Annotated in this window: 18 protein-coding genes; 7 read left to right on the top strand and 11 right to left on the bottom strand. The window is 45.0% G+C overall.

Features of this window, described 5'->3' with window-relative positions; genetic code table 11:
* Positions 1–102 precede the first annotated feature (102 nt).
* From QUD86_RS08030 to QUD86_RS08010, 5 genes are all read left to right on the top strand, one after another.
* On the top strand, positions 103–423 hold the full coding sequence (locus QUD86_RS08030) for a hypothetical protein (RefSeq protein ID WP_286296500.1): 321 nt from the start codon (positions 103–105) through the stop codon (positions 421–423).
* 65 nt (positions 424–488) lie between these two features.
* Positions 489–1,600 (top strand): IS3 family transposase gene (locus tag QUD86_RS08025; protein WP_286296203.1). Its coding sequence is split into 2 segments (ribosomal slippage): positions 489–738 and positions 738–1,600, totalling 1,113 coding nucleotides; the frame shifts between segments, so codons are not numbered across the junction.
* A 7-nt stretch (positions 1,601–1,607) separates the two neighbouring features.
* On the top strand, positions 1,608–1,778 hold the full coding sequence (locus QUD86_RS08020; protein WP_286296498.1) for a hypothetical protein: 171 nt from the start codon (positions 1,608–1,610) through the stop codon (positions 1,776–1,778).
* The gene (locus QUD86_RS08015; protein WP_286296497.1) at positions 1,765–1,950 is read left to right on the top strand and encodes a hypothetical protein; all 186 of its coding nucleotides are present in this window, start codon (positions 1,765–1,767) and stop codon (positions 1,948–1,950) included. Before QUD86_RS08020 ends, QUD86_RS08015 begins: the two co-directional genes overlap by 14 nt.
* Entirely contained in the window at positions 1,947–2,072 is a 126-nt protein-coding gene (locus tag QUD86_RS08010) for a hypothetical protein (protein ID WP_286296496.1), read from the top strand. Before QUD86_RS08015 ends, QUD86_RS08010 begins: the two co-directional genes overlap by 4 nt.
* A 39-nt stretch (positions 2,073–2,111) precedes the next feature.
* On the opposite strand, the gene QUD86_RS08005 is transcribed toward QUD86_RS08010, so the two are convergent.
* The 6 genes from QUD86_RS08005 to moaC all read right to left on the bottom strand — a co-directional run bounded on the left by QUD86_RS08005 (position 2,112) and on the right by moaC (position 6,672).
* A complete protein-coding gene (locus QUD86_RS08005; protein WP_286296494.1) occupies positions 2,112–2,531 on the bottom strand; it encodes an HGGxSTG domain-containing protein in 420 nt (139 codons plus the stop codon).
* Positions 2,528–2,848 (bottom strand): hypothetical protein, encoded by a 321-nt coding sequence (locus QUD86_RS08000; protein WP_286296491.1) that lies wholly within the window; start codon positions 2,846–2,848, stop codon positions 2,528–2,530. The genes QUD86_RS08005 and QUD86_RS08000 overlap by 4 nt, the downstream gene beginning before the upstream one ends.
* Before the next feature lie 3 nt (positions 2,849–2,851).
* Positions 2,852–4,435: a phage NrS-1 polymerase family protein gene (locus QUD86_RS07995; RefSeq protein ID WP_286296488.1), complete on the bottom strand. Its 1,584-nt coding sequence runs from the start codon at positions 4,433–4,435 to the stop codon at positions 2,852–2,854.
* On the bottom strand, positions 4,432–4,959 hold the full coding sequence (locus QUD86_RS07990; RefSeq protein ID WP_286296486.1) for a hypothetical protein: 528 nt from the start codon (positions 4,957–4,959) through the stop codon (positions 4,432–4,434). Before QUD86_RS07990 ends, QUD86_RS07995 begins: the two co-directional genes overlap by 4 nt.
* 169 nt (positions 4,960–5,128) lie before the next feature.
* On the bottom strand, positions 5,129–6,115 hold the full coding sequence (locus QUD86_RS07985) for a tyrosine-type recombinase/integrase (RefSeq protein WP_286296484.1): 987 nt from the start codon (positions 6,113–6,115) through the stop codon (positions 5,129–5,131).
* Between the two features lie 80 nt (positions 6,116–6,195).
* Positions 6,196–6,672 (bottom strand): cyclic pyranopterin monophosphate synthase MoaC, encoded by a 477-nt coding sequence (gene moaC / locus QUD86_RS07980; RefSeq protein WP_286296482.1) that lies wholly within the window; start codon positions 6,670–6,672, stop codon positions 6,196–6,198.
* Between the two features lie 23 nt (positions 6,673–6,695).
* Here moaC and QUD86_RS07975 point away from each other — a divergent pair, with 23 nt between their 5' ends.
* Positions 6,696–8,414 carry a M48 family metalloprotease gene (locus tag QUD86_RS07975; protein ID WP_286296479.1) on the top strand — a complete coding sequence of 573 codons (1,719 nt, stop codon included), beginning with the start codon at positions 6,696–6,698 and terminating at the stop codon, positions 8,412–8,414.
* On the opposite strand, the gene QUD86_RS07970 is transcribed toward QUD86_RS07975, so the two are convergent.
* The 5 genes from QUD86_RS07970 to QUD86_RS07950 are packed head-to-tail and all read right to left on the bottom strand — an operon-like array spanning position 8,411 to position 11,698.
* Positions 8,411–9,037 (bottom strand): DUF2946 family protein, encoded by a 627-nt coding sequence (locus QUD86_RS07970; protein WP_286296477.1) that lies wholly within the window; start codon positions 9,035–9,037, stop codon positions 8,411–8,413. The two genes, QUD86_RS07975 and QUD86_RS07970, sit on opposite strands and share 4 nt — an antisense overlap.
* 2 nt (positions 9,038–9,039) lie before the next feature.
* Positions 9,040–9,474, bottom strand: a complete 435-nt coding sequence (locus QUD86_RS07965) for a YybH family protein (protein ID WP_100379707.1) — start codon at positions 9,472–9,474, stop codon at positions 9,040–9,042.
* A gap of 3 nt (positions 9,475–9,477) precedes the next feature.
* A complete protein-coding gene (waaF, locus tag QUD86_RS07960) occupies positions 9,478–10,515 on the bottom strand; it encodes a lipopolysaccharide heptosyltransferase II (protein ID WP_286296474.1) in 1,038 nt (345 codons plus the stop codon).
* Between the two features lie 48 nt (positions 10,516–10,563).
* On the bottom strand, positions 10,564–10,752 hold the full coding sequence (locus QUD86_RS07955; RefSeq protein ID WP_286296472.1) for a zinc-finger domain-containing protein: 189 nt from the start codon (positions 10,750–10,752) through the stop codon (positions 10,564–10,566).
* A 22-nt stretch (positions 10,753–10,774) separates the two neighbouring features.
* Positions 10,775–11,698 carry a branched-chain amino acid transaminase gene (locus QUD86_RS07950; RefSeq protein WP_286296471.1) on the bottom strand — a complete coding sequence of 308 codons (924 nt, stop codon included), beginning with the start codon at positions 11,696–11,698 and terminating at the stop codon, positions 10,775–10,777.
* Between the two features lie 208 nt (positions 11,699–11,906).
* Here QUD86_RS07950 and QUD86_RS07945 point away from each other — a divergent pair, with 208 nt between their 5' ends.
* Complete coding sequence (locus QUD86_RS07945) at positions 11,907–13,118, top strand: phosphoglycerate kinase (protein ID WP_286296469.1); 1,212 nt, start codon at positions 11,907–11,909, stop codon at positions 13,116–13,118.
* Positions 13,119–13,120: the final 2 nt, after the last annotated feature.

Genomic DNA, 13,120 nt, shown 5'->3' with positions numbered 1-13,120 from the left:
ATTGGCGCTCCGAAATTCCAAACGCAACTCAAAACGTTTGGTACGGAAATTGACGAAGGGGAAGCTCGCCATATTATCGACGTATACCGCAGAACCTATTCAATGATCCCTAAACTTTGGGAACAAGCGGGTAAAACAATTGAGGCGATGGCCGGTAATCAGACCACAGTGTTAGGTAATGATTGTATTCAAGTAATGGGCACAGAGGGTATTTTGATGCCTAATGGCCTGTATCAACGTTACCCAAATCTAAACAAAACCATAGATGAGGCCGGTAAGAACCAGTATGTCTACAATGCGAAGCGTGGGATCAATAAAATATATGGCGGTAAGCTAGTAGAGAATATATGTCAGGGGTTGGCACGAAGTATTATTGGGGAACAGATGGTACGTATTGCGTCAAAGTATCGAGTGGTATGGTAATCATCCCCTAGCTTAACTTGATTTAAAAGTAGAATTTCTATGTAGTTTGATTTAAAGGAAATTCTATGAAGACCTCCCGATTTACCGATAGCCAAATCATGGCCATCCTCAAACAAGCCGAATCTGGCGTGCCAGCCCCAGAACTGTGCCGTGAGCACAATATTAGCGTTGCTAGCTTCTATAAGTGGCGCTCTAAATACGGCGGTATGGATGCTTCTATGATGTCCCGCGTTAAAGAGTTAGAGCTTGAAAATGCCCGCCTAAAGAAGATGTACGCCGAAGTCCAACTCCAGGCGGATGTCTTAAAGGAAGTTCTGCAAAAAAAGTAACTCGGCCATCTCGCCGCCGCGAGATGGCCAGCCAAGAAGTAAAAAAGGGTCGTATGAGCATCCGCTTAGCGTGCGACACCTTTGTCATTAGCCAGACCTGCTATCACTATAGCCCCAAGCTGTCGACTGACAATGCCCTCATTGCCGATTGGCTGGTTCGTCTTACTCACAATCAACGTAACTGGGGCTTTGGTCTTTGCTACCTGTTCTTGCGTAACGTGAAGGGATTTAAATGGAATCACAAACGGGTTTATCGGATCTATAAGGAACTAGAGCTCAATTTACGCATCAAACCCCATAAACGCTTGGTTCGGGAAAAGCCTTTACCACTAGCTGTACCCCAAGGCATTAATGACACTTGGTCGATTGATTTTATGCATGATCAGTTGCACGACGGCAGAACCATCCGCCTTTTTAATGTGATCGATGACTTTAATCGAGAGGCCTTGGCCATTGATATTGATTTTTCCATGCCCGCAGTACGAGTGATCCGGTCACTCGATCAAATCATTGAATGGCGTGGCAAGCCCTTAAAAATACGTTGTGACAATGGCCCCGAACTCGTAGGAAACATCCTGACTGTATGGGCTGCTAAACATCAGATAGAGATGAGTTACATCCAACCAGGTAAGCCACAACAAAATGCCTATATTGAACGCTATAACCGTACGGTGAGATATGACTGGCTTAATCAATACCTCTTTGAATCGATTGATGAAGTACAAGATTTTGCAACCCACTGGATGTGGACCTACAATCACGAAAGACCCAATATGGGTTTAGGAGGAATTACTCCTAAACAAAAACTAGCAATTGCAGTACCAGCCTCTACTTTTAGCTTAGGTTAAAAAGGGGATGATTACCGTATTGACAGTGCATGATGCAGTAGCGTGTATTGTTAAAGAGGCAGAAGTAGAAGAGGCTATGGCCTATGTTATAGAGTGTATGAAGTGGGTTCCGCAATGGGCGGAAGGGTTGCCTTTAAATTGTGAGGCAGGGTACGGCAGAAATTATGGGGAATGTTAAAATAGATTATTCAGTATATTACTTAGAAGCACTAAAAGAAATCAAAGCGGCGCATGATGCGCTGGTTAATCAAAACTTTGTGAAAGCACACGATCATTGTTTAAATGCCCAGGCAGAAGTACGGTTGTTAAGTACATCAGTTAAAAGCTGGATACCAGTGGAGGAAGCATGAAAACTAAATTTGATCTAAAAGAAGATATAGCTAAAATATGGGCAGTAAAAGATCAAGTTGATATGTTGTATCGTTGGCACGGTGATGGCTACTTATACGGTGGGTTTGTAAGGATTAGTTAAGATAGCAATAGATCGCATTATTTAGTCTAGATAACCACCTTAGGGTGGTTTTTCTTTAGGTAGTGTTTTTGATAGTGCTTGAACAAGTTGCTCTGGGTCATTTAGGTCAAGCTTAGCCAGCACCCCCTTAGGTTTACGCCCATTAGTATTGGTCCCATCAAATAACCCCACATGATTACCAATGAGCTCTAAGTAATAAAACATAGTTGACTTCTCACTACGCTCAGCTTTTGCTTCTAAAGTCTCTTCACCATGCTTATAGTGGGCTGCTCGTATCTTTGCTTTGCCTTCTTTTGTTTTTGGCCCAGTACTTCTACCGCCATGGCTTGAGCATACTGCCTTGCCATTCAGAGCAGGTTTAGCACACTGCAGCTTTGTTCGAGATGACTGGGCTTTACAACGCCGACAAATTATCTTGCCACCAGCAGTAACTAATAAAGGCTCAGGGTTTTTAATCATATTTGCACCTTAATAAAGGGGTCAGGCAGGCGGCCTTTAAAGTTAACCGCCATACCTATGACCGAGACAAATTTCTGTATTACACAAAAAGAAAAGACTGTCTGACGTATATCCCGCCAAAGCGGGGATAACGTCTTTAGACGTAGTAAATATGAGGCGGGCTTAAACCTATTGCCATTATGGGTTTGAAGTCCGCCCATACCACCCAACAAAAAGCGATCTAGAGAAAGTGGGCACCAATCTTTATAAATCATAGCTGTGAAGTCCGTTTTTATTGTTAAGTGCAGATTTGCTTTGGCGGGCTGATTGGCGATCATGATTTAAGCAACCCTTAATACCTCTTTAACTTGTTTTGGCAGATGGTGTAGCTCGCGCTCTTCCTCCGTGATTGAGTGAATTATTAATTCGCCTCTATCAATCAAATCCTTCACCGCATCTCTAATTTTCCCCTTACTTGCTTTAAAGTCCTCATCCTTCCCTGAGAGTGCATCTAAATTATTTTTTGTTGTGAATAGATGTTTAGCTAGATGGGCTTTAATTTGTGAGCTTAATCGTTGATTTGCTGTTAACTTTCCGGTTGAGATTGGTATAAATAACTGCACAGGCTCAAATACAACGGTGTGGAATTTAAGACTAAAAACCTTTTTAAGCCATAAACCATCTGTGATTTCACCATAGCTATTTTTAGCAACTCCAAGGCGTACATAATCCTTATGAAGTCCTTCGAGGCCAAATTTCTTAGCTTGTTCAGTGGACATATGTGTCATTCCGGACATTTGCCTTGTTGCATTTTCAAAAGCCAATGAGCCGACTGCAAAACCCTGTCCTACACTATCTGCATTGATATTGGCCTTGCTAACGTGGGCAGCAAGCACTACGGCAGCCCCTGTAGCCTCAACTATTTTGTTTGCCTCTAGACAGATTGAGGTCGAGGTTTCTGAGGAATTCAGGTCACCAGATGTAAATCCTTGGGTATGATCAAAAATAACTAAGCCATCTTTTAGTCCAAATTCTTCTAAAAGTTGAAGAATTTTCTCAGTCATCCCCGAACCTGTATATTGCTTTCCACTGATAAGGGTCAGTCGAGCATCCTTTCCTATAAAAGAAATTGCCCTAAAGTTTTCAATGGCTTTCTCTCTGTCTTGCAGTGACCAACTATCAACTATGGCGCTAAACTTGCGATCAATTTCTTCTTGCGTCTCCTCGCAAAAGAACATCGCTACTTTTTGCTGTGTAAGGGGGTGCTGATTCCAAGCTTTTCCTGCTGCTAAATGAATGCCGATGGACATTAAGACAGAAGTCTTACCAACCCCACCTAAGGCAACTAAAGAGGAGAGTGCCTTTGAGGGGAAAAGTCTCGTACCTATACAAATATTAGGGCCTACAAATGTTCTAGCCGTCATTCCTTGAGGATGATAGGTGGGCTGGTAATTATCATGATGAAGAAATGAGATGCCAGAATTAGTGTTTTTAGATTCTTGTTTTACATGCGGTGATTCGGCTCCTTCAAAAGCCTTTTTGATAGTGATTTCCCCATAAGTCTGTGCCCCACGTTTTGAGTCCCACTTGACTCTATAGAGTTTAGAGTACCTAAATGCAGTATCTGCCTCAGATGTACTCAATCCCTGCCTTACAAAATATCCTATGAGAGCTAAATCTCCAGCTGAATGGTCATTGTCATATTTGGATAGGTCGCCGTTAAATAACTCTTTATATTGCTTATCTAGTAGAGCATTAGCCATAAAAATTTGAGATAGTTTTAACTTTAAATCCATTGACAGCTCAAGAACTGACCCGCTTGTACCGCTGGAGTAGTCTTGTTTATTTGTCTGCAATGAACTGGATGGTAGCAACTTTAAAAAAGAGTCTGTCAAATGTTGACCTTGAATGAGTTGATAGTTCATTGCGCAACCTTTTTAGCTGAGATAACATTACCTGTAACCGTTAAAAAGCGTACATCGTCATATATTTCTAAGCCGCCTTGCTTTTTTCTACAGTCAACCGGAAGCTTTCCGTAAACAAATAGTCTGTAACCATTTCCGCTAGGTGATATTTCGCAATAAGCACCTTCTGAAATAGCGCCATCAACCCATTCTTTAATTTCTGGTCTTAGTTTGAAAAGTTCCTCCGCATCATCAATATCTATCCCAATGATTCCATTGCCGGTTAGAAGTACACCCACTCCCGTGTAACTTCCCGCCTCATAGGCTGCCTTAGCCTGTTCGTAGGTAATAAACTTTCCCGGCTGATTTGAGCCCACCTTATTGCCAGTTAGCGGGTTAATTGGCGCTTTATTAAACTTGCCAATCTTTCCCTCTCGTGGCTCAGCCTTCCATACCGCCCACCCTTGCTTCTTTAGTGCTTCAGGGATATTTTTAAATAGCGGTTTTAGCCAGGTCGCTTCATTACTTTTTGCATTTATTGACACGATTAATTCCTTAAGTTATTCATAACAGGATTCATTTTTATATGTTTTTTAAGGGTGCACAATGATAAAAATAATAACTTCCTATAAAGATGTATTGAGGAACTTTTCTTAATTAATTCATTTAGTTATGTATTTTTTTGATAGATGTTTTAATACAACAAATTTTTTTTCACCCTAACTTCTCGGCAAGCAATTCTGGATTTGGGTGATAGTACCTTTTTAGCATAGCCAAGCTTTTGTGCCCTGATACTGCCGATAGTTCAATCAAGTTAGGAAGCTTCTCAGCAAGCCTAGTAATCGCCATATGGCGTAGGTCATGGAAGTGGATGTCTTTTATTTCAGCTGCCTTACGTGCTCTATTAAAAGCTTGCGATACAACTTCATGAGTTATCGGAAAGACTGGCCCATTTATGTTTCTTGGAAGTCCTCTAAGGATTTCTATCGCTGTAGTCGATAGTGGCACTATGCGCCTGTCACCATTCTTTGTAATGAGCAAGGTTGCGGTGCGCTTGAGAAGATTAATTTGCTCCCAGTGCAGTGATAACAGCTCGCCTCTTCGCATTGCGGTCTCAAGCGCCAACCTTACTAGGGGTTGCATCCAAATACTTTTTTGTCTGACAGGTCTTAAAGCCTCCATCAGCCTATGCCATTCATCATCACTTAGCATGCGACTTCTACTTAATGTCCCCACCGGTCTTTTAACCAGAAGTACGGGGTTACTGATATTGATACCCCATTCTCGTCTTGCGTGATTGATGATTGAGGAGAAGTAGGCTAACTCTCTAGTAACTGTACTGGGCGCAATTTCTTTTAGTCGCTCATCTCTATATTGGGCAATCTTTTGCGGTGTTAGAGCAACCATATTGAGCTGTGCTATCGGCTTTCTGGCTAGGGCTCTTAATCGTATCGAATCGGCAGTACCACCTCGCATCGTAGGTAGCACCTCCAAGGTATAGCGCTCTATGAGATCTTTAAATGTCGTGCGCTCTGCGAAGGCGTGATTAACAAAGCTGCCCTTATCTAACTCAACTTCAACTTGCTTTGCCCAGCGCTCTGCATCTACTTTGTGAATAAAGGTCTTGGTGACAGGGATTTGCCCCTGATGTCTCACCCGTGCTTGCCATCTACCATTACTTCTTTTGCGAAACGTTGCCATCTTTTCTGCCTCTTGTTGGGACAGAATTGGGCCCTAGCTGTTTTATGCTTCCTTTTGCTTGTGCTTTAGTTAGTGACCACTTAAGCTGCTTTCCACTCCCCAGACTTGCCACCACTCTTTTCTAGTAGGTGAACATCGCCCATGACCATGCCCCTATCAACTGCTTTAGCCATGTCATAAATCGTGAGGAGGGCAACTTGGACAGCGGTCAGTGCCTCCATTTCAACACCAGTAGGTCCGGTAGTTTCTGCTCTTACTTGGCAGGTGATGCTGTTTTCTACTGCCTGAAGTTCGAACTCGAGACTGACATGGGTTAACGCCAGAGGATGGCATAGAGGAATTAAATCGGAGGTTTTTTTAGATGCCTGAATACCTGCAATCCGAGCAATTCCAAGGACATCCCCTTTTTTATGGGTGCCTGCCGCAATCATTTGGAAGGTCGCAGGAAGCATCGTAATCTTGCCGGTAGCAAGGGCAATTCGGTGTGTATGGGGCTTATCGCCAACATTGACCATATGGGCTTGCCCACTGGCGTCAAAATGAGTTAGTTTGTTCATAGGATAAGTTTTACCATATAGGGATGCAAGTCATAAACACTTCACCAAAATCATCTACTTTTAAGCGCATTGTGGCCTGCCAATTGATGCTGGCCTTGGCTTGGCCTAGTGTTGGCGTTGTTTATGCCGCTGGGACGGCTTCATCGACTGTGACAGGCGACGTTTCAGTTCAGGGAGATTCGGCTGCCTTGCAAAACTTAGGAAGAGCTGTTCAGTCTCCAGATGCCCACTCTGCTAACTTACCAACTCGAAATGCACTTCAGGTTCAAGAGACTTTTATATTGCCTGATATGGGTGATCCCGGAGGTGACTCATTAAGTAGATTGGATGAGAAGAAGTATGGCGAGATGATCATGCGCCAAATTCGTCCGGATGTGGACTACTCTAATGATTTGCCAATTTATGACTACTTAAATCAAATGGAACGCCGCTTATTACAAGCGGCTAAGCGCTTGCAATTGGGGGGTGCTAATGATCAGGGTGGCAGTGCCTATAACTTCGAAGTCTTTGCAGTGAAAGACAGCAGCATTAACGCATTTGCTTTACCTGGTGGTTTTATTGGTTTTCATACGGGGTTATTGGTAAGTGCTGAATCAGATTCAGAGGTAGCCTCGGTGATGGGCCATGAAACAGGTCACGTATTACAGCGTCACTTAGCTCGTCAGATGGATAAGCAGACAACGAACACGATGATTGCCCTTGCAGGTATTTTGTTGGGCGCGTTAGCTGCCTCGCGTAATCCTGGTGCAGCATCTGGTCTCATGCAGGGTGGTCAAGCAGTTGCCATCAATAACCAGCTATCGTATTCCAGGGATGCGGAGCGTGAAGCGGATCGAATTGGCTTTCAGATTTTGGCCGCCAGTGGATATGACGTCAATGGTGCGCCTGGCTTTTTTCAGCGCCTACAAAAAGCGACGGGAATTATGGACAACGGAGTGCCATCCTATGTTCGTACTCACCCATTAACAACGGACCGTATTGCGGATATGCAAGATCGGGTGCGCAATATTCCCAGCAGAAATGTACCTACGGCGGTAGAGTTTTACTTAATTAAAGCGCGTGCCCGTATGGAACAATCTGGTACTTCAAGTGGTATGTACGACCTTAAAAATGTGTTTGATAGTTTAAGTAAGCAGTCCAGTCCGGGCAAGCAGATGGAAGGTTTTTATGGATTAGCTTTGATTGCTCAAAAGCAAGGCCGACTGGATCAGGCTACGGGCTATCTACAGCAAGCACGTAAGCTAGCCAATAGTGCCAGCGCACCAGGCTCTCCCATTCAGAGTCAAAGTCTTTCTTTAGACATCACCAGTTCAGAGTTGGCCTTAGCCAAGGGAAAGAACGAGGAGGCTCTGCAGTTAGCTCAGGCAACCTTGCGCGCTTACCCACAGTCTTATGCCGCGGGTGCAGCCATGATGAATGCCTATCTCAAGCTAGGGCGAACAAATGACGCAATTGTGTGGCTTAAAGCGCGCACGAGATTGCAGCCAAATGAGGTGGTGTGGTGGACGATGCTTTCGAAGGCCTACGATCAGGCAAATAATGTCCCCATGCGGCACTACGCTTTAGGGGAAAAATATGCGCTTGAAGGCGCTTGGCCATCGGCTATTGAGCAATTAAAAATAGCCAGATCATCTGGTGGTGCTGATTTTTATCAAGGGTCTAGCATTGATGCACGACTTCGAGAAATGCAAAAGCAGTATCGAGAAGAGTTAAAGGAGCAAGGTAAAAATCTACCCGGCTAATTCTGAATAGGCGTCTTGATAAAGTGAAAGCGCCCACTTAATTCTGCAGAATGAATGGGTTCAATTGGGAGAGGGCAGTCTTGCCAAGTCCAGACACCTTTGAAGCTACAAGCATCTTCTTGTACCTGGGATTGGCTAGAGAACAAATCTAAATCATGATCATGTAGCAGTGCTACTGCAAGGGATTCTGTTTTGGTAAACCGGCTCTGCGTTGAGGCGTTGAGCTCAGTGGAGATCATTTGCTCTATTAAGCCGATGATGTAAACGTTACCCACTTCATCGCAAAGAGCGCTCTGGGGTTTTATGGGGGTGTTGCATTGCGTTAGTATTTTTAAGTGAGTGATACCGGGATAAATGCGGGCAATCCATGGTGTTGCATCTAGAGTAACAAACACCCGTTGTGGGCCATTCTGAAAAAAATGTCTTCCCGAGGTGTCTCGTGCATAGTTTCTGGCAATGTATTCATTCAGTGTGGTGTGTTCAATCACTTTGCCTGGCAATCCATTCGCTTGCGCATACTCATCGCGCATACGCCATTGACCTCGACGATCCAGTGCTAACCACCCAAAGCAATCGGCTACCTCTGACCACTTGATGAGAGACCGGAGTACCTGCTCATCCATTATTAATGAAGTCCGTGCGGGGTAGAAGGAGCATCAAAAGTTTCTTCAGTCGAATGGCTTGCGTGAAGGTGGGCAATGCGCCAGCCTTGACTATCCTGCAGCAACACCAAGGTAATATTCAGAAAAAATGCCGCCTCGATTTGATCGGGTCTTAGGTGAACAGCTTCGGTCGTATCGTACACAGCAGCGCCCAGAACCGAGTGACTAATACAAGCGATGGGCTCTAAAAAGAGCGCCTGTTTATCGAGCAAGCGCTCTAGTCCTGCCCGAATTTCTGCATGCCCGCTCAAGCGTTGGCCTTCTGGCAAAACGCAAGTGATGGAGTCATCGTCAAGCCAAATGGCCAGGGCACCTTTGACGTCACGATTCTTAAGAGCCTCACGCCAAGCATCTACTACTTCATCAGCATTCTGAAAGAGTCTAGCAAGTTTAGACATGGGCTAACTTTCTAATGTTTGGATAGCGGTTAATACGGCTTGTGGAGAAATCTCTTTCAAACATTTGAGATGACCTAATGGGCATACTCTTTGATGACATGGGCTACATGGTAGATTGAGCCATATTACTTTAGCCCTCTCTGATAAGGGGGGCGTATGGTTCGGATCGCTTGAGCCAAAAATCGCTACCTGTGGCACCTTCAGTGCTGCACCAATGTGCATCAGTCCAGAGTCATTACTGATGAGGGTTTTACTCATACCGATCAGAGCAATCGCCTCATCCAGTTGTGTTTTGCCACACCAGTTATGAAGTTGAGGGTGATGACTTGCTTGGGCTTGAATATGGTCTGCTAAAGCATGGTCAGCCGGACTACCTAAAAGAATGATTTGGGCTTCTGGCCTGCTGGCGATTAATTGTTTGGCAAGATTGGCAAAGTGATCTGTTGGCCAGCGCTTGGTGGAGCCATACTCTGCACCGGGACAAAATACGTAAATTGATTTTTGATCAATGCCAGCCTGAGCTAATTTAGCTATGACAGTCTGCTTTGCATGAGTCGATACATTCAGTATTGGATTGGCTGAATGACTCGACTGGACTTTGAAGGCATCAAGTGCACCACCTAAAGCAAGGTAGTGCTCTGCCATTGGCGGGCGATTCTGCTTACGGGGATTGTCAAAAGCAACATTGATTAAGCCAAAGCGCATCTCACCTCGATAGCCAATTCGGAAAGGGATATTCGCTAGCCAGGGAATAAGACCAGACTTTAGGCTATTGGGTAATACAAAGCAGGCTTCATATTGCTCTTTTTCTAACTGCTTAGCCAGTTGCTTTCGTAGGCTCCATTGCAGTTTTTTGTGTTCGAGCTTCGCTTCAATGACCTGGTTAACTTCAGTGCAGGCTTGATAGATGGGCGCAACCCAGGGACTAGCTAAGACATCCATCTTTGAATCTGGATACCTTGCCTTCAGGTCAGCCATCAGAGGCTGGGACATTACAGCATCACCAATCCAATTTGGCGCGATGATCAGAATACGATTCATATAAAGTACCCCGATACAGCGCCCCAAGGTTGAGGGGCGCTAATGGGTCTAGTGCCCGTGGAGCTCGGTACCTGGGATGAGTTTGTACTCAGTGCCACAGTAGGGGCATTTTGCATCCCCCGTTTTCGCTACATCTAAAAATACCCGTGGATGAGAATTCCAGCTTGGGGTTTGATTAGTGGGGCAATGCAGAGGGAGATCCTTACCATCGATCATGACCACAGGTGATTGACTCATACTCTTATTCCCTATTTCACTATTACTTAACGTAGGTCAGCCAAGATTGATATTGGTCACTTCTACCGTAAACAGCATCAAAGTAAATTGCCTGAATTTTCTCGGTAATCGAACCGCGCTTACCATCACCAATCGTACGATCATCCAACTCGCGAATCGGCGTCACTTCAGCAGCAGTACCAGTAAAGAATGCTTCGTCAGCAGAATAAACTTCATCACGCGTAATGCGCTTTTCACGCAACTCCAGGCCCAGATCTTTGACAATCTGAATGATAGAAGCACGGGTAATGCCATCTAGGCAGGAGGCTAGGTCTGGTGTGTAGACAATGCCATCACGCACCATAAATATATTTTCACCAGAGCCTTCAGAGACGTAACCTTCAGTATCTAGCAAGAGTGCCTCATCATAGCCATTGGCAGTGACTTCTTGATTAGCCAAAATAGAGTTGATGTAGTAGCCAGAAGCTTTGGCGCGCACCAATGAAGAATTCACAAAGTGACGGGTAAAAGATGAGGTTTTTACGCGGATGCCTTTATTTAGACCATCTTCACCCAAATAAGCGCCCCATTCCCAGGCTGCAATCGCTGTATGAATGGTGTTCCCTTTTGGTGAAATACCTAATTTTTCAGAGCCGATAAAAATAATGGGGCGGATGTAGCAAGATTTCAACTCATTGCTATTAACGACATCGATAATGCCGCTGGTAATTTGCTCAGGTGTGTAAGGCATATTCATCTGGAAAATCTTCGTCCCATTGAATAAGCGCTTTACATGCTCAGGCAGACGAAAAATAGCGGTACCTTTAGGGGTGTTGTAGGCACGAATACCCTCGAAAACACCCATTCCGTAGTGGAGACTGTGGGTTAGCACATGAACGTTGGCTTCACGCCAAGGAACAAGCTTCCCATCGGACCAAATAAAACCATCGCGGTCGGACATCGACATGTTTTCTACCTTTTGTTTCTAATAAATAGGGTTAATCGAGGTATTTAGCCGGCGGGATTTTGGCCCCAGAGCCATAAATACGTCCAAGCCCTTATTGTAGAGCAGATGGAGCACTTTCTTTGGCCTGGCTTTGGGGTTCAACAGCCCGGACGATTTAGAATGGGGTAATCCTGATAAATCAGCCAATTTACCCAAATTACCTACTCTCATGCCTGAATTCTCTTTTAAAGTAAAACGACTCAATGAATTGGCACAGGCGGGTCTTTTAAAGGGGAAGCGGGTTTTCATCCGTGCTGATCTCAACGTTCCCCAGGATGAGATGGGTAACATCACCGAAGACACCCGAATTCGGGCGTCCATGCCTGCGGTACAAATGTGTTTGGATGCCGGTGCTGCCGTAATGGTGACTTCCCACTTAGGGCGTCCAACAGAGGGCCAATTTAAGCCTGAGGACAGCCTAGCTCCTGTAGCCGATCGGATTGCCTCGATCTTGAATCGCAAAGTACCGCTTATTAGTGATTGGGTCGGGGGCAGTTTTGAAGTCAAGCCAGGTGAGCTGGTTTTATTGGAGAACTGTCGCCTCAATGAAGGTGAAAAAAAGAATAGTGATGCGCTAGCAAAGAAGATTGCTGCTCTATGTGATATCTACGTCAATGATGCGTTTGGTACTGCACACCGTGCAGAAGCAACAACCTATGGTGTTGCTAAATTTGCAGCCATTGCTTGCGCAGGCCCATTAATGGCGGCAGAGTTAGATGCCTTGAGTCGTGCGTTGGCCAATCCGAAGCGCCCTCTTGTGGCGATTGTTGCCGGCTCAAAGGTGTCTTCTAAGTTGACAATTCTTAAAGCGCTGGCTGACAAAGTGGATGAATTAATTGTGGGCGGTGGTATTGCCAATACCTTTATGTTGGCCAAGGGGCTGCCGATTGGTAAATCCTTAGCTGAGCCAGATTTAGTAGAAGAGGCTAAAGAGATTATGGCGATTATGGAAAAGCGGGGTGCGCATGTTCCTATTCCGGAGGATGTCGTTGTCGCTAATGAGCTCTCACCTTTGGCTCGTGCGAACCGCGTTCCTGCCGATCAAGTAGCTGATGACGATATGATTTTGGATATTGGGCCTAAAACAGCTGCGCGTTTATCGACGATGCTTGCCCATGCAGGTACGATTGTTTGGAATGGTCCATTAGGTGTATTTGAGATTGACCAATTTGGTGGTGGTACCAAAATGTTGGCAGCAGCTATTGCCCACTCCCCTGCATTTTCTATTGCGGGTGGCGGTGACACTTTAGCGGCAATTGCTAAGTACGGTATTGAGAATCAAGTGGATTACATTTCTACTGGAGGGGGCGCTTTCTTGGAGTTTTTAGAAGGCAAGACCCTGCCAGCCGTTGCGGTACTAGTTGAACGAGCGAAAGAATAACG

Source organism: Polynucleobacter sp. TUM22923 (assembly GCF_030295705.1).
Lineage (GTDB): Bacteria > Pseudomonadota > Gammaproteobacteria > Burkholderiales > Burkholderiaceae > Polynucleobacter.
Note: the sequence above shows the minus strand (reverse complement) of the source record. Positions and strands in the feature narration are given on the sequence as shown.